17 protein-coding genes are annotated in these 22,392 nt (G+C 67.3%); 4 read left to right on the top strand and 13 right to left on the bottom strand.

Features of this window, described 5'->3' with window-relative positions:
- Together ACT54L_RS07635 and ACT54L_RS07630 are read right to left on the bottom strand one after the other, a co-directional pair.
- Positions 1-918, bottom strand: coding sequence for an ABC transporter permease (locus ACT54L_RS07635; RefSeq protein WP_476084942.1), 918 nt, complete (start codon positions 916-918; stop codon positions 1-3).
- 99 nt (positions 919-1,017) lie between these two features.
- On the bottom strand, positions 1,018-2,550 hold the full coding sequence (locus ACT54L_RS07630; RefSeq protein ID WP_476084941.1) for an ABC transporter substrate-binding protein: 1,533 nt from the start codon (positions 2,548-2,550) through the stop codon (positions 1,018-1,020).
- A 144-nt stretch (positions 2,551-2,694) separates the two neighbouring features.
- On the opposite strand from ACT54L_RS07630, the gene ACT54L_RS07625 reads away from it, so the two are divergent.
- A complete protein-coding gene (locus ACT54L_RS07625) occupies positions 2,695-3,603 on the top strand; it encodes a LysR family transcriptional regulator (protein WP_476084940.1) in 909 nt (302 codons plus the stop codon).
- Positions 3,604-3,609: 6 nt separating this feature from the next.
- On the opposite strand, the gene ACT54L_RS07620 is transcribed toward ACT54L_RS07625, so the two are convergent.
- The 11 genes from ACT54L_RS07620 to ACT54L_RS07570 all read right to left on the bottom strand — a co-directional run bounded on the left by ACT54L_RS07620 (position 3,610) and on the right by ACT54L_RS07570 (position 15,265).
- On the bottom strand, positions 3,610-4,362 hold the full coding sequence (locus ACT54L_RS07620) for an HpcH/HpaI aldolase family protein (protein WP_476084939.1): 753 nt from the start codon (positions 4,360-4,362) through the stop codon (positions 3,610-3,612).
- A 34-nt stretch (positions 4,363-4,396) separates the two neighbouring features.
- Positions 4,397-4,729, bottom strand: a complete 333-nt coding sequence (locus tag ACT54L_RS07615) for a cupin domain-containing protein (RefSeq protein WP_476084938.1) — start codon at positions 4,727-4,729, stop codon at positions 4,397-4,399.
- Between the two features lie 26 nt (positions 4,730-4,755).
- Positions 4,756-5,634, bottom strand: a complete 879-nt coding sequence (locus ACT54L_RS07610) for a branched-chain amino acid ABC transporter permease (protein ID WP_476084937.1) — start codon at positions 5,632-5,634, stop codon at positions 4,756-4,758.
- Positions 5,627-6,421: an ABC transporter ATP-binding protein gene (locus tag ACT54L_RS07605; RefSeq protein WP_476084936.1), complete on the bottom strand. Its 795-nt coding sequence runs from the start codon at positions 6,419-6,421 to the stop codon at positions 5,627-5,629. The genes ACT54L_RS07610 and ACT54L_RS07605 overlap by 8 nt, the downstream gene beginning before the upstream one ends.
- Positions 6,418-7,392 carry a branched-chain amino acid ABC transporter permease gene (locus ACT54L_RS07600; RefSeq protein WP_476084935.1) on the bottom strand — a complete coding sequence of 325 codons (975 nt, stop codon included), beginning with the start codon at positions 7,390-7,392 and terminating at the stop codon, positions 6,418-6,420. Before ACT54L_RS07600 ends, ACT54L_RS07605 begins: the two co-directional genes overlap by 4 nt.
- On the bottom strand, positions 7,361-8,107 hold the full coding sequence (locus ACT54L_RS07595) for an ABC transporter ATP-binding protein (protein WP_476084934.1): 747 nt from the start codon (positions 8,105-8,107) through the stop codon (positions 7,361-7,363). Before ACT54L_RS07595 ends, ACT54L_RS07600 begins: the two co-directional genes overlap by 32 nt.
- Positions 8,104-9,243 (bottom strand): ABC transporter substrate-binding protein, encoded by a 1,140-nt coding sequence (locus tag ACT54L_RS07590; RefSeq protein ID WP_476084933.1) that lies wholly within the window; start codon positions 9,241-9,243, stop codon positions 8,104-8,106. The genes ACT54L_RS07595 and ACT54L_RS07590 overlap by 4 nt, the downstream gene beginning before the upstream one ends.
- 76 nt (positions 9,244-9,319) lie before the next feature.
- Complete coding sequence (locus ACT54L_RS07585; protein ID WP_476084932.1) at positions 9,320-10,882, bottom strand: hydantoinase B/oxoprolinase family protein; 1,563 nt, start codon at positions 10,880-10,882, stop codon at positions 9,320-9,322.
- A gap of 11 nt (positions 10,883-10,893) precedes the next feature.
- Positions 10,894-12,957, bottom strand: a complete 2,064-nt coding sequence (locus ACT54L_RS07580; protein ID WP_476084931.1) for a hydantoinase/oxoprolinase family protein — start codon at positions 12,955-12,957, stop codon at positions 10,894-10,896.
- A 3-nt stretch (positions 12,958-12,960) separates the two neighbouring features.
- Positions 12,961-13,842, bottom strand: coding sequence for an IclR family transcriptional regulator (locus ACT54L_RS07575; RefSeq protein WP_476084930.1), 882 nt, complete (start codon positions 13,840-13,842; stop codon positions 12,961-12,963).
- Positions 13,843-14,191: 349 nt separating this feature from the next.
- The gene (locus ACT54L_RS07570; RefSeq protein WP_476084929.1) at positions 14,192-15,265 is read right to left on the bottom strand and encodes an AI-2E family transporter; all 1,074 of its coding nucleotides are present in this window, start codon (positions 15,263-15,265) and stop codon (positions 14,192-14,194) included.
- 220 nt (positions 15,266-15,485) lie between these two features.
- Between ACT54L_RS07570 and recA the strand changes: the two genes are divergently transcribed.
- From recA to ACT54L_RS07555, 3 genes are all read left to right on the top strand, one after another.
- Positions 15,486-16,568: a recombinase RecA gene (recA, locus tag ACT54L_RS07565; protein ID WP_476084928.1), complete on the top strand. Its 1,083-nt coding sequence runs from the start codon at positions 15,486-15,488 to the stop codon at positions 16,566-16,568.
- Between the two features lie 295 nt (positions 16,569-16,863).
- A complete protein-coding gene (alaS, locus tag ACT54L_RS07560; protein WP_476084927.1) occupies positions 16,864-19,512 on the top strand; it encodes an alanine--tRNA ligase in 2,649 nt (882 codons plus the stop codon).
- A 1,626-nt stretch (positions 19,513-21,138) separates the two neighbouring features.
- The gene (locus ACT54L_RS07555; RefSeq protein WP_476084925.1) at positions 21,139-22,389 is read left to right on the top strand and encodes a cyclic nucleotide-gated ion channel; all 1,251 of its coding nucleotides are present in this window, start codon (positions 21,139-21,141) and stop codon (positions 22,387-22,389) included.
- Positions 22,390-22,392: the final 3 nt, after the last annotated feature.

The raw sequence follows: 22,392 nt of genomic DNA, 5'->3' as shown, positions 1-22,392 counted from the left end.
TCATGCGACGCGCATCCGGGGATCGAGCAAAGCGTTGAGGACGTCAGCGAGGAAGGTCAGCGTGATGTAGATGGCGGCCAGCACCAGCACGACCGCCTGCACCACAGGGAAGTCGTTGCGTGCGATGGCCTCCCAGGCCAGATGGCCGATGCCGTGCATGGAGAACACCGCCTCCACCACGATGGAGCCGCCCAGCATGAAGCCGAACTGCACCGCCGCCAGGGCCACCACCGGAATGATGGCATTGCGCAGCGCATGCTTCAGGATGACCTTGGTGGGGGAAAGGCCCTTGGCATAGGCGGTGCGGATATAGTCCTGCGAGAGGACCTCCAGCATGCCGTTGCGCGACAGGCGCATCACCGCCGGCACGGCGTACCAGCCGAGCGCGATGGAGGGCAGCACGTAATTCTGCCAGGAGGCGTTGCCCGAGACCGGCAGCCAGCGCAGGTTCACCGCGAAAACGATGATGAGCCCGAGGCCGAGGCAGAAGGTGGGCAGGGCCTGGCCGAGCACGCAGAAGGTCAGGGCCAGCCGGTCGATCAGCGTGCCGCGATACACGGCGGCGAGCACCCCGAGCGGCACCGCGATGGCCAACGAGATGAGGAGGGAGATGGCGCCCAGTGTCAGCGTCACCGGCATACGCTCCGCCAGCAGGCTGGCGACGGAGTTGCGGAAGTAGAACGAGGTGCCGAAGTCCAGGTGCAGGGCACCCCACAGCCAGTCGAAATATTGCGTCGACAAGGGACGGTCGAGACCGAACTGATGGCGGATCTGCGCCACTTGCTCGGCGGATGCCTCTGGCCCGGCAATGGTGATGGCAAGATCGCCCGACAGATGCAACAGCGCGAAGGCGACGACCGACACGGTAAAAGCCACCGAGAGGGCCACCACCAGGCGGCGGAGGGTGAAAGCGAGCATGGCGGCGTCCTCGGGAGGAACCGAAAGGGCCGGGGGCCCCGGACTAAAGCAGGATCACCCGCGCGCGGCCGGCACCGGCCGCGCGCGGGCCTCTGGCAACTATTTCCAGCTCGACCGGTAGAAGCGCGGCAGCTCGTCGGGCTGCGCGGTGAAGTTCAGGTCGCTGGTGAAGGCATAGTTCGACGAATAGGAGAAGAGCGGCACCAGATAGGCCTTCTCCGCGATCAGCTTCAGCGCTTCCTGATAGGTGGCGAGGCGGGCCTCCGTCTCCACCGTGGTGTCGGCCTTCTTCAGGAGATCCGTGAGGCCCTGGTCGTGGGTCATGTCGTCGGCATCGCCCTTGAACCAGACGCCGGTGAAGGCGGAGGCGTCGGCCACCGAGAAGGACGCCCAGGTCTGGAAGAAGATCGGCACCTTGCCCGAGCGGGCCATTTCGCGCAGCGCCGCATATTTCATGTAGTTCAGCTTGGCCTTGATGCCGATAGCGCCGAGATAGCCCACCACCGCTTCCGCATATTCGCGCTCGCGATAGGCAAAAAGGTCGATGGAAAAGCCGTTGGGATAGCCGGCCTCCGCGAGCAGGGCCTTCGCCTTGGCGGGATTATAGTCATAGCGCGGCACGCCGGTGTCGGTGCAGCCGAACTGGTCGATGAAGCAGGCCGAGTTCATGACGCGGGCACCGCCGCGCACCAGATTGTCCACCATGGACTTGCGGTCGATGGCATAGGCGATGGCCTGCCGCACGCGCGGGTCCTTCAAAGGCTCGGCGCCGGGCGCCCGGCCCTGGGAATCCAGCTGGAGGAAGCCGACGCGCATGGTCTCGGCGGCGAGCACGGTGATGTTGGGCACGGCGCCCAGCTGCTTGGCCTGGTCGGCCTGCACGCGCCAGATCCAGTCGAGACCGCCGGTCATCAGCTCGGCCACCTGGGTCTCCGGGTCGGGAATGACGCGGAATTCCAGCTTGCCGATCTTGGGCTGGCCCAGCGGACTGTCCTTCCAATAGGCGGTGTTCTTTTCCATCTTCACGCCCTTGCCGGGCGCGACCGAGGTGATCTTATAGGGACCGGAGCCGACGGGGGCCTTGGCGAAACCGTCGAGCCCCACCTTCTTGAAATAGGCCTCGGGATAGATCACCACAGGTCCCGACAGATATTCGATGGCCGCCGGGAACGGGCCAACCAGATGAATGCGGACCTTATCGTCGCCGATCTTCTCGGCGCTCTTGATCCAGTTCACATTCTGCTTGGTCACCACCTTGGAGTCCGGCGACACCACCATATTGAGTGTGAACACCACGTCATCGGCGGTCAGCGGGTCGCCATTGTGGAAGGTGACGCCCTTGCGGATGGTGAGGTCGAGCGTCTGCGGGTCCACCCAGGTCCAGTCAGTGGCAAGCTGCGGCTCGTATTTCCCGGTCTCGGGATTATGGAAGATCAAATTGTCGAAGACATGCCGGGCAATAACGATGCCTTCCCGCAAGTTGTTGTGGTACGGGCTGATGTTTTCGGGCTCGGAATCCGAGGCGTAGACGATGGTGTCCTTGGCCTTGTCGGCGAATGCGGCACCCGGAAGCGCGCTGAGGATGAGGGCCGACGCAAGGAGGCGTGAGAGACGGGACGAAGTGGTGGCCATGTTCTCTCTCTCTGGAATTTTTTGATTGAGCCGGGCTTTTTGCTCAGCTTCTAGGCGAGATAATTTATTGAGCTTTTGAGCTACCGCAATTAGAATATTTAGTCGGTTTCATTGCCGAAACGGCAATTGATGCGGAGTGCACCGGTGGACGATGCGGCGCTGCGCTATTTTCTCGAAGTGGTTCAAGGCGGGTCCATCGCGGAGGCCTCTGCGCGGCTCAATGTGGCGGCGTCCGCCATCAGCCGGCAGATTGCCAAGCTGGAGGCGGATCTGGGCACGCCCTTGTTCGAGCGCCGGTCCCGCCGCCTGGTGCTGAATGCGGCAGGGGAGCTGCTGGCCCAGCATGCCCGTCGCACCCGCCTCGGCGAGGAGCAGGTGATGGCGGAAATCCGCCGCCTGAAGGGGCTGGAGCGCGGTCTGGTGCGCGTTGGCTGCACCGAAGGCTTCGGCACCGACTTTGTGCCGCGCGCCATCGGCATGTTTCGCGCCACCTATCCCGGCATCTCGTTCGAGATGCATGTGGCGGGTCCGCGCGCCACCACGCGCATGGTGAGCGAGGGCACGGTGGATGTGGCCCTGTCCTTCGGCTTCGTGCCGGATGCCGGAATCACGGTGGAACTGGCGGGCAGCGCCCCGCTCGTTGCCCTCATGGCGCCGGACCATCCCCTGGCGGGGCAGGCCTGCGTCACCCTTGCCGACATCGCCGCCTATCCGGTGGGCCTGTCCGGCAAGGACACCACCGCCCGGCAGCTGTTCGACATATTGTGCGAGGTGGAAGGTGTGGTCATCGAGCCGGTCATGACCACCAATTACATGGCCGGCCTCTGGAGCTTCGCCGAGATCGGCGGCGGCATCATCATGACCGGCCGCATCACGGCCGCAACACGCCTCTCGCGCTTCCGCATGCGCTCGGTGCCGCTGAAGACCCGCGCCAGCACGGAACGGCGCTATGAGATCCAGACCATGCAGGGCCGTGTCTTGCCGGAGGCGACGCGCATTTTCGTCGCCTTCCTGGCCGAGGAACTGCGGCGCCTGGACCCGCCCGGCGCGTGACCCTCTTCAGCCCAAGGTTTCCGCAAACGCCCGCACGCGGGCGCGGGCCTGGTCCATCAGCCAGCTCTGGTCGGAGCCGCAGATGAAGGCGCTGTAGCCTTCGGCCGCCCGGTCGGCGATTTCCGCCGTCCCGGGAATGAAAAGGCCCGCAACGGTTCCGGCCTTCCGGCAGGCGGCGCCCACGGCCTTCACCGCAGCCCCCACCCGCGGATCGCCGGTGCCGGCTGCACCCAGCGACAGCGAGAGGTCGGCGCGGCCCACGAACAGGCAATCCACACCGGGCACGGCAGCGATCTCGTCGAGCCGGTCCAGCGCCTCGGCATCCTCGATCTGGCACCAGACCGAGGTCTCCTGATCCGCCGCTGCAAGATAGGCGTCCGCTCCGCGCGTGCCATAGCCGCCGGCGCGGGGGGAGGGGGAGAAGCCACGCCGGCCCCCATATTTCGCCGCCGCCACCGCCGCGCGCGCCTCGTCCGCCGAACGCACATGAGGCACGACGATGCCGGTGGCCCCCATGTCCAGGCAGGCGGCCATGGGGGCAGGGTCAAGCCCTGCCACCCGCACCAGGGCCGGCAATCCGCCGGCCCGGGCGGCCAGGATCATGCGGTCGAGATCGCCGGGGGAGAAAGGCGCATGCTCGGCATCGATGATGGCGCAGTCGAGCCCGCCCAGAGCCAGGATTTCCATCACCTGATAGGAGGCCGATTTGACGAAGGTGCCCAGCAGGGGGCGGGCGAGGCGGTCTCGGAACGGCTCCATCAGAGGCTCCAGGATGGCATGAGCGGCCGGGAGATCAGGCGTATTCGGGCCGGCGCGGGGTGAAGATGTCGAGATTGATGACCGGCTCGTCGCCCACCACCTCGCCCCAGTGGCGCACATGAGGCGGGATCACGATGACGCCGCCGGGGCCCACCAGATGCTCGTCCTCACCCACGAAGAAGCGGATGGTGCCGGAGACGATATAGGCGATCTGCTCGTGTGGATGGCTGTGGGGCTTGGGCTCGTGGCCGGGCATGAGGCGATGCAGCGCGAGGGTCGCGCCTTCGCCGGACACGGCCTTGCGCTCGACCCCCTCGCGCACCGGGGTCCATTCCATCGCGTCCCAGTTGATCTTGGTGATGTCCATGGAGGCAACTCCTTGAGAGGTTGACGCTATTTCGCTGCGCCCAGCAGGCCCGAGGGCCGGATGAAGAGGAAGACCAACAGCACGGAAAGGGCGGCCACCGTCTTCAGTCCGGCGCCGAAGCCCAGGATCGCCAGCGATTGCACAAGGCCCAGCATCAGCCCGCCCAGGAAGGCGCCGAAGGGTCGCCCGAAGCCGCCGACGATGGCCGCGATGAAGCCGGAAATGGCGAAGGGCACGCCCACATTGAAGGCGGTGTATTGGGTGGGCGTGATGAGGATGCCGGCCATGGCACCAAGCCCGGCGCTGATGGCAAAGGCGGCCGCCAGCATGCGCGAGACGGGAATGCCCTGGAGGGCGGCCGCTTCGCGGTTGATGGCGCAGGCGCGCATGGCCTTGCCGGTGCGCGACAGGCGGAAGAAGGCGGCAAGGCCGCCCACCGCGATGAGGGATGCGCCGACAATCCAGAGCAATTGATAGCTCACCGCCACCCCGCCGAACTGGATCGGCGGCAGGTCGGTGAAGACCGCCATGGAGCGCGGCTGGTCGCCCCAGACGAGAAGCGCCACCCGCTCGATCACGATCTGGGCGGCGAGCGTCGCCAGGATCATGGTGAACATGGTCGCCTTGCGGTTCCAGAGCGGCCGCACCACCAGCCGCTCCAGGCCGACGCCCAGCAACGCCACCAGCGCCACCGCCACCAGGGCCGCCGGAATCAGCGGCAAGCCCTGGCTCGCCATGAGGCTTTGCGTGACCATGCCGCCCAGCATGACGAACGCGCCCTGGGCGAAGTTCACGATGCCCGAGGCATTGTAGATCACGCAGAAGCCGATGCCGATGAGGCCGTAGACGCAACCAATGCCGAGCCCCGACACCAGCACCTGCGGGATATAGGAAAAGTCAGCCATGTGCGGCCTCCCTGCGGGCGGTGGTGGCCTTGGAACTGCCGAGATAGGCGGCGATGACAGCCGGGTCGGTGCGCACCTCAGCCGGCGTGCCTTCGGCGATCTTGCGGCCGAAATCCACCACCACCACCCGGTCCGCCGTGTTCATGACGAGGGTCATGTCGTGCTCGATGAGCAGGACGGTGGTGCCTCCCTCCGCGATGCGGCGGATGATGCGGGAGAGGGCGGCGGATTCCTCCCCGTTGAGACCGGCGGCCGGTTCGTCCAGCAGCACCAGGCGCGGGTCGGCGGCGAGCGCCCGGGCCATTTCCAGGAGCCGCTGCTGGCCATAGGAGAGGCCGGAGGCATCGTCGTCGGCCTTGTGCTGGAGGCCCACGAAGGCGAGCAACTCGCGGGCGCGGGCCTCCACCTCTTTTTCCTCCCGCCGCGCCGAGGGCGGGCGCAGGAAGGCGGAGAACAGGCCGGCCTTGGTGTGCAGGTGACGGCCCACCTTCACATTCTCCAGCGTGGTCAGGTCCTCGAACAGCTTCACCAATTGGAAGGTGCGCACGAGGCCGCGCCGGGCAACCTTTTCCGGGGCGAGGCCGGTAATGTCCTGCCCGTCGAATAGGACGCGCCCTTCCGTGGGCGGCAGGAAGCCGGAGATGAGGCTGAAGAGGGTGGTCTTGCCAGCCCCGTTCGGCCCGATGACGGCGGTGACGCCCGCCTCCGGCACCGCGAAGCTCACGCCGTCCACCGCCACGAGTCCACCGAAGCGCTTGGTGACATTTTCCAGCACCAGCCGGCTCATGAGCGCCTCCGCAGGGTGAAGAGCGAGGAGAGGCCCTTCGGGGCATAGATCAGCATCAGGATGAGCGCCGCGCCATAAGCGAGGTCCTGGTAATCCTTGAAGGCACGGAAGGTCTCGGGCAGCAGGCTGATGATGAGCGCGCCCACCACCGGGCCGGCGACGGTGCCGATGCCGCCCACATAGAGCATGGTGAAGGTGAGGATCACCATGTGCAGGCCAAACACTTCGGGGCTCACGAAGCCCACCACGTGCACGAATAGTGAGCCGGAGAGGGAGGCAAGCGCCGCGGAAAGCAGGAAGGCCAACAACTTGTAGCGTGCCACCGGAATGCCCAGCGCCCGTGCCGCTTCCTCGCTGCCCGCCACCGCCGAGAGCGCCCGTCCCATGCGGGAACGGCGCAGCCGCGCGGACAGGAAGGTGGCGGCGGCCACAACCAGCGTGAGCACCACCAGCTGGCCACGGTCGGAGCTGATCTCGTAGCTGCCGATGCCCAGCGGCGGAATGCCCGACAGGCCCATATAGCCCTGGGTCACGCTCGACCATTCCACCGTGATTTCATAGACGATGAGGCCGATGGCGAGCGTGCCCATCGCCAGATAATGGCCCTTGAGGCGCAAGGTCGGATAGCCGATGGCGCAGGCGGCGGCGAGCGCGCCTGCCATCCCAGCCGCCATGGCAGGCAGGGGTTCCCAGCCATAGGTGGCGGTGAGCACGGCGGACGTATAGCCGCCAATGGCTGCAAAGGCGTTCTGGCCGAACGAAACCTGGTTGGCAAAGCCCATGAACAGGTTGAGGCCGATCACGAACACCGCATAGATGAGCGCGAAGGACACTACGGTGGCGGGATAGCCACCCACCGCGATGGCATAGCCAACCACCGCCGCCACCAGGACGTAGGGCAGCAGCGCGCGCCAGGACAGGCGCGGTCGGCGCCTGGCCTCAGGCGAAGTAATGCTGAGCGAGCTCGTCATAGGATGTGATCTCGCGGGGATCGAGAGTGGCGACGATCCGGCCCACCGAAAGCAGGTAGGCGCGGTTGGCGAGCTCCAGCGCCAAAGGCGCCTTCTGCTCTACAAGGATGATGGAGAGCCCCTCGGCATTGAGCCGGCCGAGGGTGGCCAGGATCTCCTCGGTGACGCGGGGGGCGAGCCCGAGGGAGGGCTCGTCCAGCAACAGGACGGTCGGGCCGGCCATGAGGGCGCGCCCGATGGCCAGCATCTGCTGCTCGCCGCCGGACATGGAGCCGGCCACCTGGGACAGACGCTCCTTCAGGCGGGGGAAGAGCTCCAGCACGCGCTCCCAGCGCCGCTGGAATTCGTGCCGGTCGCGCAGGCGATAGGCGCCCAGCTCCAGATTCTCCGCCACGCTCATGGGGCCGAAGATGCCGCGCCCTTCCGGCACGAGCACAACGCCGCGCGACGCCACCGCCACCGGGTCGAGCCGGGGCAAAGGCTGGCCGCGCAGGTGCACGCTGCCGAAATTGGTGACGAGGCCCAAAATGGCGCGCAGCAAGGTGGACTTGCCCGCCCCGTTGGGCCCGAGCACGGCCACGAGCTCGCCTTCGCCCACCTGGAGATCGGTGGCGTGCAGCGCCTCCACATGGCCGTAGCGGGCGCCAAGGCCCCGTGTCTCCAGCATTGCCAGCGCGGCGGGCGCGCTGGCGGGCGTGGCGAGGGCGGTGCTCATTGCACCACCTTCACCTTGCCGTCGACAATGGTGGCGATGACGAACGGGTTCTCGGTGATGCCCTGGTGGACCTCGGGCGAGAAATTGTAGACGCCCGTCGTGCCCTGGTAGCCGGTGATGGCCTCATAGGCATCGCGCACTGCCGAACCTTCGAAGGACTTGGCCTTCTCAACGGCGGCAACGGTGAGCATCAGCCCGTCCCAGCCGCGCGAGGCCCAGTTGGGGTCGCGATCCCCATACTTTTCCTTCCAGGGGTTGAGGAACTTGGTGATCTCCGCCTTCAGCGCGCCTTCGGGGAGGGCGTCGTAGACCTGCGAGGGGGAGGCGACGAAGAAGAACTTGTCGCCCAGCACGTCCGCCACCGGACGGAACACCGCGATGTCCTCAAGGCTGGTGAGCAGCAGCATGTCCGCCCCCAGCTGCTTGATGTTCTTGGCGGCGGTCAGCGTGGTGCCGCCGAGGCCGATCTTGATGACCGCGCCGGCGCCGGCCGAGCGCATCTTGGAGATCTGCACGGAGAGGTCAGCATCGTCCTGCTTGTATTGCTCGATGGCCACGATCTCGATGCCGTACTTGGCAGCAACCTTCTCGGCGACGCTCTTCTGGAGATTGGCATAGGGGGTGGGGTCGTGGAGCACGCCCACCTTCCGGATCTGGGTCTTGTCGCGCAGATATTCGAGGCGCTTTTCCACCTCGAAGCCGGCGGGAGGCAAGGTGGTGAAGGCCCATTTCAATTGATCCGGCTGCTGGGGCAGGATGGAGCAGAGCATCATCGGCACCTTGGCCCGCACCAGCAGGCCGGCAGCGGCGAAATTGCCGGCGGAGACGCAGCCGGAGACGAACACCTGGGCGCCGTCGGAGGACAGCATCTTGCGATAGACGGTGACCGCCTCCTGGGGCTCGGAGCGGTTGTCCTCCACGATCACCTGGATCTTGCGGCCCATCACGCCGCCGCGGGCATTGACGGTGGCGGCGGCCAGTTCCACGCCGTCGCGCCAGGCGCGGTCGACGGTGGCGGCGTAGCCGGTGAGGCCGGCTGAGATGCCGACCTTATAGGTCTCCTGCGCGCCGGCCGGGGCGGCCAGCAGTGTGGAAGCGGCCACCAGCGCTGTGGCGGCGAGGGTGCGAAGCGTCACGATGTTCCTCCCGAAACGAGCTTGTTCTTTTGGGTGGCCCGGCTTCTGCCGGCCGGGCCGTTGTTCGAGGCGGGGCTCAGGCCGCAGGGCCGAAGCCGCCGCCGCCGGGGGTTTCCAGCACCACCACGTCGCCGGCATTCATGGTGAGCTTGCGCGCTTCGCTCACCGGCTTGCCGTTCACCAGGAAGCGCCCGGCCGCGCCCGGCCCGCCGCCGCCAATGCCGTCCGGCCCGCTTTCCAGCCGGCTCGGCACCGCATTGAGCAGCCAGGGATAGTCAGTGCGCAGGTGGAACTGGATGGACTGGCCGTCGCCGCCCCGGGTGCGTCCCGTGCCACCTGAGCCGCGCCGCAATTCCTTGCGGTCGAACACGATGGGCATGGCCGCTTCCAGGATTTCGATGGGCACGGCGGCGACCCCGGTCGGGTAGCAGGTGGCGCTCGGCCCGTGCTTTTCGGCGCGGGCGCCCATGCCGCCGGAATAGTTGAACATGGAGGAGGTGAAGGGCCGGCCATCCGCGCGCTTGCCCTGCACCTGGATGGTCCATACCGCGCCCGATCCTTCCGCCAGAACCCGATCCGGCATCACCTGGTGCAGCGCCTTGAGGATGGGCATGGGCACATACATGCCCACCACATGGCGCGCATTGACCGGCGCGGGATAGGCGCAATTGACGATCGAGCCTTCCGGCGCACGGATCTCGATGGGGGCGAGCGAACCGGTATTGTTCGGCAGGTCCGGATTGAGGCAGGAGCGGATGGCGAAGGTGGAATAAGCGTGGGTGTAGTTCAGCACCACGTTGATGCCGGTGGCCGTCTGCGGCGAGGAGCCGGTGAAATCCACGATGATGGTCCCGGTGTCGGTGTCCACCGTCACGGCGGTCTTCAGCGTGATGATCTCGCCGCCGGGCACATCGAACTGGCTTTCGCCGTGATAGGTGCCGGCCTTCAGCTTGCGGATGGCGTTGCGGGTCGCCTCCTCGGAGCGCTGGATGATCTCGTCGGACAGCGTCTCGATGTCGTCGAGCCCGGCGCGCTCGCACAGGGCGATGAGATGCTCGGCCGCCGCCTGGCCGCTGGAGACCTGGGCGGAGAGATCGCCGAACACCGCGTCCGGCGTGCGCACATTGCGCCGGATCATGGTGTGCAGCACTTCCACCGGCTCGCCCTTTTCATAGAGCTTGAGCGGCGGGATCCAGAGGCCCTCCTCGTGCACGTCCCGCGCGCCGGCGCCGATGCCGTAGCCGCCAATGTCCGTGTGATGGATGGTGGAGCCGATATAGGCGATCAGCTTCTCCCCGTCGAAGATGGGGGTCAGCACGGTGATGTCGAAGAAGTGCCCCGCCGACAGCCAGGGATCATTGGTGATGAGCACGTCGCCGGGCGCGCACTTGCCGGCGAACAGCCGCACCAGATGGGCGCCAGCAAAGGCGAGGGAATTGATGTGGCCGGGGGTGCCCGTATTGGCCTGCGCCACCATGCGGCCACGCTGGTCGAACAGGGCGCAGGCGAGGTCGCCGGCCTCGCGCACGATGGGGCTGAAGGCGATGCGCTGCAGCGCCTTGGCCCGCTCGGTCACCACCCCGATGAGGTTCGACCACAGGATTTCCAGCTCGACGCCGTCCATCTTCACATTTGGCATGGGACCTGTCCTCAATTCTTGGTGGCGACGATGCAGCCGAAGCGGTCGATGGTGGCGGTCCAGCCGGGCGGGATGGCGGTGGTGGTCTCCCGCTCCTCGATGATGGCGGGGCCGCTGACGCTCTGGCCGACGGCGAGGGTGGACCGCTCATAGACGGCGGCATCCTGGTTGTCGGTCCAGGCATGCACCTTGCGGTGGGTCTTGGGGCTGCCAATGCCCTCCGAGACGCGGGCCGCCGGATGGAAGGGCACCACGGGCCCGCGCGCGGTGATCCGCCAGGTGACGATCTCCACCGGCACATGGTCCGGGTTGACGCCGTAAAGGTGGCGATAGGCGCCGGCGAACAGCTTGGCGATGGCGGCGGTGTCGCGGGTTTCGCGCGGGTCGGCCTCGAAGGTGACCGTCACTTCGTGCTGCTGGCCGAGATAGCGCATGTCGGCACCGATCAGGAGCGAGACATCGGCGGGCAGGCACCCCGCCTCGCGCAGGGCGGCGCGGCCTTCCGCTTCCAGGTCGCCCAGGATGCGATCGACGCGACTCCAGTCGATATCGTCCAGAAGGGTCAGGTCCGAGCGCACCAGATCGAGGCGCACGGGCGTCACCAGCGTTCCGAAGGCGGAGAGCACGCTCGATTGCGGCGGCACGATCACCGCCGTGCTCTGGAGCAGTTCCGCTACCCCGCAGGCATGGAGCGGGCCGGCACCGCCGAAGGCGAAGAGCGGCAGGCCGCGATAGTCCACGCCCCGGTCGGTGGCATGGGTGCGGGCGGCGGAGGCCATGGCTTCGGTGACGATGCGATAGATGCCGCGCGCGGCCTGCACGGCGGGCACCTTCAGGTCTGCCCCGAGTCGGCCCATGGCGGCATCGGCGGCTGAGGTGTCGAGGGGCATGTCGCCGCCGAGGAAGTTTTCCGCATCAATGAGACCCAGCACCAGGTCCGCATCGGTGACGGTGGCATTGCGTCCGCCGCGCCCATAGCAGGCAGGACCTGGATTGGAGCCGGCGCTCTCGGGGCCCACCTTCAGTAGGCCGAGATCATCCACATGGGCGATGGAGCCGCCACCCGCGCCGATCTCAATAAGGTCAATGGAGGGCACGGTGACGGGAAGCCCGGACCCTTCCTTGAAGCGATAGCGGCGGTCCACCTCGAACAGGCCGGTGACGAGGGGGGTACGGTTCTCGATCAGGCACGCCTTGGCGGTGGTGCCGCCCATGTCGAAGCTCATGAGCCGGTCGATGCCCAGCACTTCGGCATAATGGCAGGCGGCGAGCGCCCCGGCCGCCGGGCCGCTCTCGATCATGCGCACCGGATTGCGGCCGGCGGTCTCAGCCCCAACCACGCCGCCGGAGGACAGCATGATGAGCGGCGTGTTGGAAAAGCCTTCGTCCCGCAGCCGCTCGGAGAGGCGGCGCAGATAGGGCTGGGAGATGGGCATGGTGTAGGCGTTCACCGTCGCCGTGGAGGCGCGCTGGTATTCGCGGATCTGGGGGGCCACGTCGGACGACGTACAGATGAAGGTGTCGTTCAGCAGACGCTGCAATTGCCCCGCCACTTTCGCCTCATTGGCGCCGTTGGCGAAAGAATTGAGGAAGCAGAGCGCGACAGCCTTTGCGCCGGAGGCCCGGATGGCATCGGCGAGCGCCGCGATGTCAGCGTCTGTGGGTTCGGCGTGCACCGTGCCGTCGGCGAGCACGCGCTCCTTGATGCCGAAGGTGAGGTGCTCCGGGACCAGCGGCTCGGGAAACTCGATCTGCGGGTCATACATGTCGTAGCGGTGCTCGTTGCGGATGGCGAGCACGTCGCGGAAGCCCTCCGTCACCACGAGCGCCGTGGGGAAGCCCTTGCGCTCGATGAGCGCGTTGGTGACCACCGTGGTGGCGTGCACCACCACGCCGTCCACCGCTTCCGCCGACACGCCGGCCTTGGCGAGCACCTGGTCGACGCCGCGGAAGAAGCCTTCCAGCAGATCGTGGTGGGTGGTGAGCGTCTTGTCCACCTGCAGGCGGCCGTCGGAATGGCGCAGCACGATGTCGGTGAAGGTGCCGCCAATATCGACGGCCAGCGAATAGGTCATGGCTCAGCTTCTCCATCCCAGGCTGCGGGAGATGCGCGCGGCGGTGCCGGTGACCTCTGCAACCTGGGTATCGGGGGGATCGGGGGGAATGAATTGCGTGGCGCCGACGATGGCCAGAGAGCCGACGAGGGTGCCGCGATGGTCAAAAATGGGGGCGGCCAGCGTGTTAACGCCGGTCAGCACCTCGTCGGGGGCGGTGGACCAGCGGCGCTGGCGCACGAGGCTGATCTCGCGGGCGAGGGCGTCCGGGTCGGTGATCGTATGGGCGGTCCAGCTCTTCAGCGGCGCCGCGAGCGCGCGCGGCAGCAAATCGGCCGTGCCGAAGGCGAGCCAGACCTTGCCGTGGGCGCTGGCGTGGAAGTCGAGCCGCGTGCCTGGCCGGGTGGCGAATTCGATGAGGGTGCGGCCCTGCACCAGTTCCAGCACCACTACCTCGCCGTCCACGAGGGCGCAGATGGTGACCGCCTGGCCGGTGCGGTCGCGCAATTCCATGAGCTCCGCGCGGGCGGCGGAAAGCACGTCGAAGCGGGCACGCAGCGCCTCGCCCAGCACCATGAGTTTGACACCCGCGTCATAGCGCCCGGTCTCCGGGTCCTGCCGCACGAAGCCATGGCGCTGGAGGGTGACGAGGTGGCGATAGACGGTGGCCTTGGAAGCCGAGAAATGGGCGGCGATCTGGGCCAGCGCCAGCGGCCGGCTCTGCATGGCCAGGAATTCCACCATGCGCAAGGCGAGGTCGAGCGTGCTGGTGCCCGTGGCGGACGATGCCGCCGGTGCCGTCTCTTGCGCCATCTCCGACGCAAGGGCGCGGTCCTCGCCTGAAGCCGGCGCAGCAGGCATGGGAGCAGCGCCGCGCTGGCCGCGCGCCGTCGAACGTGGTGCCACGTTCCAATCCTCTTATGAGCGTTTCCGAAGGATGTTTCGTTTTGAATAGTGAAACATCATTTTGTTATTCAGACGGTACGGCGCACCACGTCTTTGGTCAAGCCGGATTCTTGTTGGTGCAATGCGGGCACTATCTTGTGCCGCGCAGCATCGCCTCGCCCGTTGCTTCAGCGGTTGTGCCACGGGCGCAAGCCTTCGCGGCCGGCGGGCGTCACCCGCGGCTCATCGCCCCCCGATGCAACCGATGGCCCGCCGACCGGGCACAGCCCGGTCAGGGCCGGCGCTGTCGTGCGCCGGCCGGATGGGAATAAATGCGGGGAGGGCGCGCGGCTGGGCGCCCCGCTGGACCTCAGCCCTTGGTGCCGATCCGGTCGCCCCGGGCCTGGTCTTCCGCCTGCAGCGACCACACCGCCACGAACAGCGCGGCGATGAGGGGGCCCACCACGATGCCGTCGATGCCGAACAGGGACAGGCCGCCGAGGGTGGACACCAGCACCACATAATCGGGCAGACGCGTTCCCTTCCCCACCAAGGGCGGGCGCAGGATGTTGTCGATCATGCTGATGACGAACACCCCGACCGCCAGCAGGATCAGGGCGCGCACATAGTCGCCGGACAGGGCCAGGATGAGCGCCGCGGGCCCCCAGATGAGGAAGGAGCCCACCGCCGGCACCAGCGACATCATGGCCATGAGCACGCCCCACATCAGCGCGCCATTGATGCCCAGCAACCAGAAGGCCACGCCTCCCGCCGCCCCCTGCAGGAGCGCGATGATGAGATTGCCCTTCACCGTCGCTTGGACCACGTCGGAGAACTTGGACAGGATGCTGTTCGTATGGTGCGGGCTGAGGGGGCTGGTGCGGCGAATGGTGGCGGCGAGCGAAGGGCCGTCACGGAACAGGAAGAACAGCATGTAAAGCATCACGCCGAGGCCGACGAAGAGCTGTGCGGTGCCCTGCCCGATGCTCACCGCCCGCGCCGCGATCGCCTGCGAGGCCTGGGCGAGCACCGAGGCGATGCGTTCACCGAACTGGCCGAGCGTTTCCCGGGTGAGCGGGGGCAACATGTCGCGCAGCATGGCCGGCATCAGGGCCTCGACCCGGGCGGCAAGCTCGGTGGGATTGAACTCGCGCGAGGAAATGCGCTGGTAGAGGCCGTTGGCCTCCTGCGCGAGGGAGGCCAGGATCATGGACCCGGGAATGACCACGATGCAGATGCAGGCGAGCACGCTCAACGCCGCCGCAAGGCCCGGGCGACCTCCCAGCACGCGCTCCAGCCAACGCTGGAGCGGCTGGAACAGAATGGTCAGGATCACCGCCCACAGCACCGCGCTATAATAGGGCAGTAGCAGCCAGATGAAGGCGATGGTGGTCAGCGCGATGACCACCAGGAACGAGGCCTGTTCCACATTCGGACGTTGCATCAGGTCTCCCGCCCTCCATGACCGGCCCATGCGACCGGAACGCCCCCATACCACTGAAAGCGCGGCTGGGCGGAGGAGTTTCCACCGGTCCGCTGGCGATTTGGCCAGTGGCATGACCAAGTGGCATGACCAAGTGGCATGAGAACATATTGCGAACGTAGAACAAAGGTGGTACGAAAAAACATCCGAGACAATCTTGCGTCCGGCGCGGAGCACAGCGATGACTCAGTCGACACTCAGACTCGTCGAAGGTTCTTCCATGGATAAGACGAAGGCACTCGACGCCGCGCTGTCGCAAATCGAGCGGCATTTCGGCAAGGGCTCGATCATGCGGCTCGGCAAGAGCGGCAAAGTGATGGAGGTGGAGAGCATCCCCTCCGGCTCGCTCGGGCTAGACATTGCGCTTGGCATCGGCGGCCTGCCCAAGGGGCGCATCGTGGAGATCTTCGGGCCGGAATCATCCGGCAAGACCACGCTCGCGCTCCACGTGGTGGCGGAGGCACAGAAGAAGGGCGGCGTATGCGCCTTCATTGATGCCGAGCACGCGCTCGACCCCATCTATGCCCGCAAGCTCGGCGTCAATTTGGATGAATTGCTGATCTCCCAGCCCGATGCCGGCGAGCAAGCCCTGGAGATCGCCGATACGCTGGTGCGCTCCGGCGCCATTGATGTGCTGGTGGTGGATTCGGTGGCCGCTCTCACGCCGCGGGCCGAGCTCGAGGGCGAGATGGGCGAGAACCAGCCCGGCATGCAGGCGCGCCTCATGAGCCAGGCGCTCCGCAAGCTCACCGGCTCCATCTCCAAGTCCAACACCATGGTGATCTTCATCAACCAGATCCGGATGAAGATCGGTGTGATGTACGGCTCGCCCGAGACCACCACCGGCGGCAACGCCCTGAAATTCTACGCCTCCATCCGCCTCGACATCCGCCGCATCGGCATGATTAAGGAGCGCGATGAGGTGGTGGGCAACCAGACCCGCGTGAAGGTGGTCAAGAACAAGCTGGCCCCCCCCTTCAAGCAGGTCGAATTCGACATCATGTATGGCGAGGGCGTGTCCAAGCTCGGCGAACTGCTGGACCTGGGCGTGCGGGCCGGCGTGGTGGAGAAGTCCGGCGCCTGGTTCTCCCATGACAGCCAGAGGCTGGGGCAGGGGCGCGAGAATGCCAAGACCTTCCTGCGCCAGAACCCGGAGATTGCCGCCCGCATCGAGGCGGCCATCCGGCAGAATGCGGGGCTGATTGCCGAGCAGATCCTCACCGGCTCGCCGGAAGAGGATGGCGACGCGGCGAGCCCGGACTGAGCCAAGCGCTGAAGGTCCTTCATTCCTGGCCGGCGGTTGAAGCTTGACGTTTCCACCGCTGGCGGGCTCCGGCCCAGCCCGGGACGGGGCGGTCGCACCGCCGGGCCGCCCGTCCTCCGTGACAGATGTCGCCGGCTGTGAATTGCCCAGCGGGCGATCGCCCCTTTCTGGACAACCGGACAGGTGCCCGCTAAACGAACGGGTCCATTCGGCTTGGCTCCCCTGGGGCACGGCCATGGGCGCCGGACAGCGCTGCGCGGCCGGCGGACGAAACCAAGGGTATGGTGGCCGGGACATGAGCGGCGTCAACGAGATCCGGTCGACGTTCGTCGACTACTTCGTCAAGAACGGTCACGAGGCGGTCGCCTCCTCTCCGCTCGTGCCGCGCAACGATCCCACGCTGATGTTCACCAATGCGGGGATGGTGCAGTTCAAGAACGTCTTTACTGGCGTTGAAAAGCGTCCCTATTCCCGCGCGGTCACCGCCCAGAAGTGCGTTCGCGCCGGCGGCAAGCACAACGACCTGGACAATGTGGGCTATACCGCCCGGCACCACACCTTCTTCGAGATGCTGGGGAATTTCTCCTTCGGCGACTATTTCAAGGACCGCGCCATCGAGCTCGCCTGGGGGCTGGTGACACGTGAGTTCGAACTGCCGAAGGACCGGCTCCTCGTTACCGTCTATTCGGAGGACGACGAGGCCCATGAGCTCTGGAAGAAGATTGCCGGTCTGCCCGACGATCGCATCATCCGCATTCCCACCTCGGACAATTTCTGGGCCATGGGCGATACGGGGCCCTGCGGCCCCTGCTCTGAGATCTTCTTTGACCACGGAGACCATATCCCCGGTGGCCCTCCAGGTTCCGAGGATGCCGATGGAGACCGCTTCATCGAGATCTGGAATCTCGTGTTCATGCAGTATGAGCAACTGCCCGGCGGCGAGCGGGTGCGGCTGCCGCGCCCGTCCATCGACACCGGCATGGGGCTTGAGCGCATCTCCGCTCTGTTGCAGGGCACGCACGACAATTACGAAACTGACCTCATGCGGGCGATCATCGCGGAGGTCGCGGAGCTGACGGGCGTGTCCCCCGAGGGGCCGCAGAAGGCCAGCCATCGGGTCATCGCCGACCATCTGCGCGCCTCCGTCTTCCTGACCGCCGATGGCGTGCTCCCGTCCAATGAGGGGCGCGGCTATGTGCTGCGGCGAATCATGCGCCGCGCCATGCGCCACGCCCAGTTGCTGGGCGCGCGCGACCCGCTCATGCACCGCTTGGTTCCCATCCTGGTGCGCGAGATGGGCCGGGCCTATCCGGAGATCGCCCGTGCCGAGCCCCTGGCGGCCGAGACCTTGCTGCTGGAGGAAAAGCGCTTCCGCCGCACGCTCGAGCGCGGCCTGACCATCCTTGAGGACGAAAGCGCGGGGCTGGTGGCCGGCGCCCGCTTCCCGGGAGACGTGGCGTTCAAGCTCTACGACACCTATGGCTTCCCCCTCGACCTGACTGAGGACGCGCTGCGCGGCCGCGGCATCCATGTGGACACGGACGCCTTCAATGCCGCCATGGAGCGGCAGCGCGCCGATGCCCGCGCCGCCTGGTCGGGGTCGGGAGAGGCGGCCACGGACACGGTGTGGTTCGGCCTGCGCGAGCGCGAGGGCGCCACGGAGTTTCTCGGCTATGACACCGAGAGCGCCGAAGGCGTGGTGCGGGCGCTGGTGCGCGACGGCGGTGAAGTCGAGGCGCTCGCCACGGGCGAGCAGGGGCTGGTGGTGCTCAACCAGACGCCGTTTTATGGCGAATCCGGCGGCCAGGTGGGCGACACCGGCGTCATGGTCGGGGAAGGCGTGCGCGCCACCGTCATCGGCACGCAGAAGAAGCTCGGCGACCTCTTCGTCCACGAGGTGCGCGTCAATGAGGGCACCCTCAGCCTGGGCACGGCCCTGACCTTGGAAGTGGACCATGCGCGCCGGGCCGCCGTGCGCGCCAACCACTCGGCCACGCACTTGCTCCACGAGGCCCTTCGCCGGGTGCTCGGCGACCATGTGGCGCAGAAGGGCTCGCTGGTCGCGCCCGACCGGCTCCGGTTCGATTTCAGCCATCCCAAGCCCATGTCCTCCAACGAGGTCACCGAGGTGGAGGAGATCGTCAACACCTATGTGTTGCGCAATGAGCCGGTGGAAACCCGGCTCATGGGCGTGGACGATGCCATCGCGTCGGGCGCCCGCGCCTTGTTCGGCGAGAAATATGGGGACGAAGTGCGCGTGGTGACCATGGGCACCGATGCCGGCAATGGCGCGCCCTACTCGGTGGAATTGTGCGGCGGCACCCATGTGGCGCGCACCGGCGATATCGGCCTCGTGTCGGTGGTGTCGGAGAGCGCCGTGGCGGCCGGCGTGCGTCGCATCGAGGCCCTGACGGCCAATGCGGCGCGCCATCATCTGAACGCGGCCAGCACGGCGCTTCAGGGCGCGGCCTCCCTGCTGAAGGCTCCTGTCTCCGAAGTGGAGGCCCGCATTGCCACTCTGGTGGAAGAGCGGCGGAAGCTGGAACGGGATCTGGCGGAAGCCCGCAAGAAGCTCGCCATGGGCGGCGGCGCGGCCGGCCAGGACGCGGCCCGGCAGGTGGGCGACGTGAAGCTGCTGGCCAAGCATGTCTCGGGCATTGAGCTGAAGGACCTCAAGAGCCTGGTGGACGAGGGCAAGAAGCAGCTCGGCTCCGGCGTGGTCGCCATCGTCGGCGTGACCGATGACGGCAAGGCCGGCATCGTGGTGGGCGTTACCGCCGACCTGACCGCCCGCTTCGATGCCGTGGCCCTGGTGCGCCGGGGCGCCGAGGCGCTGGGGGGTAAGGGCGGCGGCGGCCGGCCCGATATGGCTCAGGCCGGTGGACCCGATGGCAGCAAGGCGACGGACGCCCTCGCTGCCGTGGAGGCCGCGCTCGCGTCCTAAGGCGCGCGCGACACGACCGGTGCAGGATGCGGCGGGCTGAGCGGGCGCGCCGGTGAGCGGATCACATGACCCCGATCGCACGTCGTCCGCGAGGAGGATGTCCGGCCGGAGATGTGACGGTCCGCGAGACGATAGTCCCGCTCACGGCAAGGTCACCCGGGGGATGGACCCGCCGCGGGGCATCTCACATCGTCGATTTCGCAGGGAATGGGACTTTCCGCGATCCGCCCTGTCCGCCGCGCGGCAGGCCGGACGTTTGGGCAAGCCGCTCCTGCGGGCGGATGTCGCTATTCGCCAGTCGCGGCACGAAGACGAAAGGCACGCCAGGCCGGGTATGAGCGCGCCTGTGGAGCCCAAGCGGCCGACGGTCCCACGTTCCCTAGGCTGGCCGTCGCCATTTCTGGGCGGCGTCCTGGGGGCGGCCGTGGTGGCCTGCGCCTTCTCCCTCAAGCGCACGTGCGCTCTCGCCCTCTCAAACCGCTTTTGTCTGCGGGCCAGCTGTGGCCCGAGGGCTACCGGACCGAGTGTGCCCCTCCCGGGTGAGGCCGGCCGCCCCTCGATGATGGCCCGACCGGAGTGAGACGGAGGGCCGGTCAGAGAAGGGACGGCGTTCCGGGGAACCCGGCCCTGCCAGGATGGCCCGGCCTTCACCCTCATGTCCGCACGTCCGCCGTTGCAGACCCATGGAGTTTTGCCCCTCCCGGGTGAGGCCGGCCGCCCCTCGATGATGGTCCGACCGGACTGAGACGGAGGCCCTGTCAGAGAAAGGGCGGCGCTCCGGGGACCCTGGCCCTGCCAGGATGACCTAGCCTTGACCCTCATGCCCGCACGTCCGCCGTGGCAGGCGCATGGCGCCTTGCCCCGCGCGGACGTCTTGCCCCGCGGGGGGGGGGCGGTGGGTCCTCCTTGGAGATCATGCTCCGATCGGGAGCGAAACGGAGCGTCCGTAAGGGGACGGCCGGCATCCTGCGGGTCGGGATCACGTTGCGGGCGATCGAGGCGGCTTTCCTGCGCCCTTTGCGATCTGCTGTCGTGCTGAAAGACCCTCCCGGCCCTTGGCCGGCAGCGCCGATCCTTAGAGAGGCGGACGGCTAAGAGACCGAAGGACCGCGCCAAGGCTTCCGGCCCGTTTTGCCTAAGGGAGATCAGATCGCGGCCGCGCAGGAGGCCGGGGGAGGCTTGTCGAAGTCTCGCTTTCCGGCGGACGGCTATCCACAGCGCGCCGAATGCTCCTCCAGCTGCCACTAAATATGCATGGACCGGCGTCCGGCAGAGCCCTGGTCTGCCACTCTCGGCCTGATGGCGGTGTCCGTGTCGGGGGCGCCGGCTCCATGGGCGCGGGAGCGGGCGCACGGGACCCGGCATGGGCGTCTCCCATAGGGCCGCGCCGATCGCATGGTCCTGCAGAGTGGGAAGCCGCGTCGGTTGGCCTTGGTCGGCGCCGCCCTGGGTCGGGTCGGTCGGACGGCAAGGGGCGGAGGGGATGAAAAGGTCCCGGGCGCGGATCTTTCCTGTCTTTGAAACCGCCTCTGCGAGGAACATAGTGCCGACGCGAACGGATCAAGGCCTTGGTCTGGTCCGCCCCGTCGGGGCCGTGGGGCGGGAGGCATGGGCGGGGAGCGTCAGGTGGAAACCAGCACGCGGCGGCGAATCTATGAGGTGCTGGAGCGGGAGAACCCCCGCGACCCGGTGGCACGCGCCGTCCATGCCGGTCTGGTGCTGCTGATCCTTGCCAATTCCGCGGCGGCGGTGATGGAAACGGTGCCGTCCTTCGATGCTGCCTATCGGACCCCGCTTCGTCTGTTCGAGGCGATGTCCTTTGGGGTCTTCCTCACGGAATATGCGCTGCGGCTGTGGGTGGCCCCGTTCGATCCGCGCTATCGGGGCCTCTCCCATGGCGAGGCGCGAATGCGCTATGCCGTTACGCCCTTCGCCATCGTGGACCTGCTGTCGGTCCTGCCGTTCGGCCTCGCCCTGTTCGTCCATGCGGATCTGCGTACGCTCGCCCTGTTGCGGCTGATCCGCTTTCTGAAGCTGGCGCGCTATTCGCCGGGCCTTGCCTCGCTGGGCGAGGCGCTCTTTGCCGAGCGGCACGCCTTGCTGGCCTGCGTCGGCATCATCGGCGTGGTCGTGCTGTTTTCCGCCTCCCTCATGTATCTGGTGGAGGGGGATGTGCAGCCGGACCGGTTCGGCTCCATTCCGCTCGCCGCCTGGTGGGCGGTGGTGAGCGTGACCACCGTGGGCTATGGCGATGCGGTGCCGGCCACCCTTGCCGGGCGGATGATCGCGGCCCTGACCATGGTCACGGGCATGATCCTGCTGGCCTTGCCGGTGGGCATTGTCGCCTCCTCCTTCGCGGCGGTGATCCGGCGGCGCGACTTCGTGGTGACCTGGGGCATGGTGGCGCGCGTGCCGCTTTTCTGCGAGCTGGATGCGGCGGCCATCGGCGAGATCCTGAAGCTGCTTTCCGCCCACACGTCCTATCCCGGCGAATTGCTCGCGCGGCGGGGGGAGGAGGCGCGGTCCATGTTCTTCATCCTGTCCGGCGAGGTGCGCATCGAGCTGCCGGGGGAGCCGCTCTTTCTGGGAGAGGGGCACTTCTTCGGCGAGATGGCGCTGCTGTCGCAGAGCCGGCGCAGCGCCAATGTGCGGGCCACCCGCCGCACGCAACTGCTGATCTTGGATGCGCGGGACCTGGATGATCTTCTGGCCCGCCGCCCGGCCATGCGGGCGCGCATGGACGAACTGGCCCGCAAGCGCGAGGTGCCCCACGCCTTGCGGCCGACCGGCGATATTGCCACCGAGGAGATTGGCGGCGAAGGGAGCGGCACGCCCTTCCATCCCCCCTCGGGCCCACCGCCCGCCGGACCGGCGTGACCG

This window comes from Aquabacter sp. DMC10, from assembly GCF_056314145.1.
The sequence above is the reverse complement of the archived record's forward strand: the minus strand, read 5'-3'. Positions and strand labels throughout refer to the sequence as shown.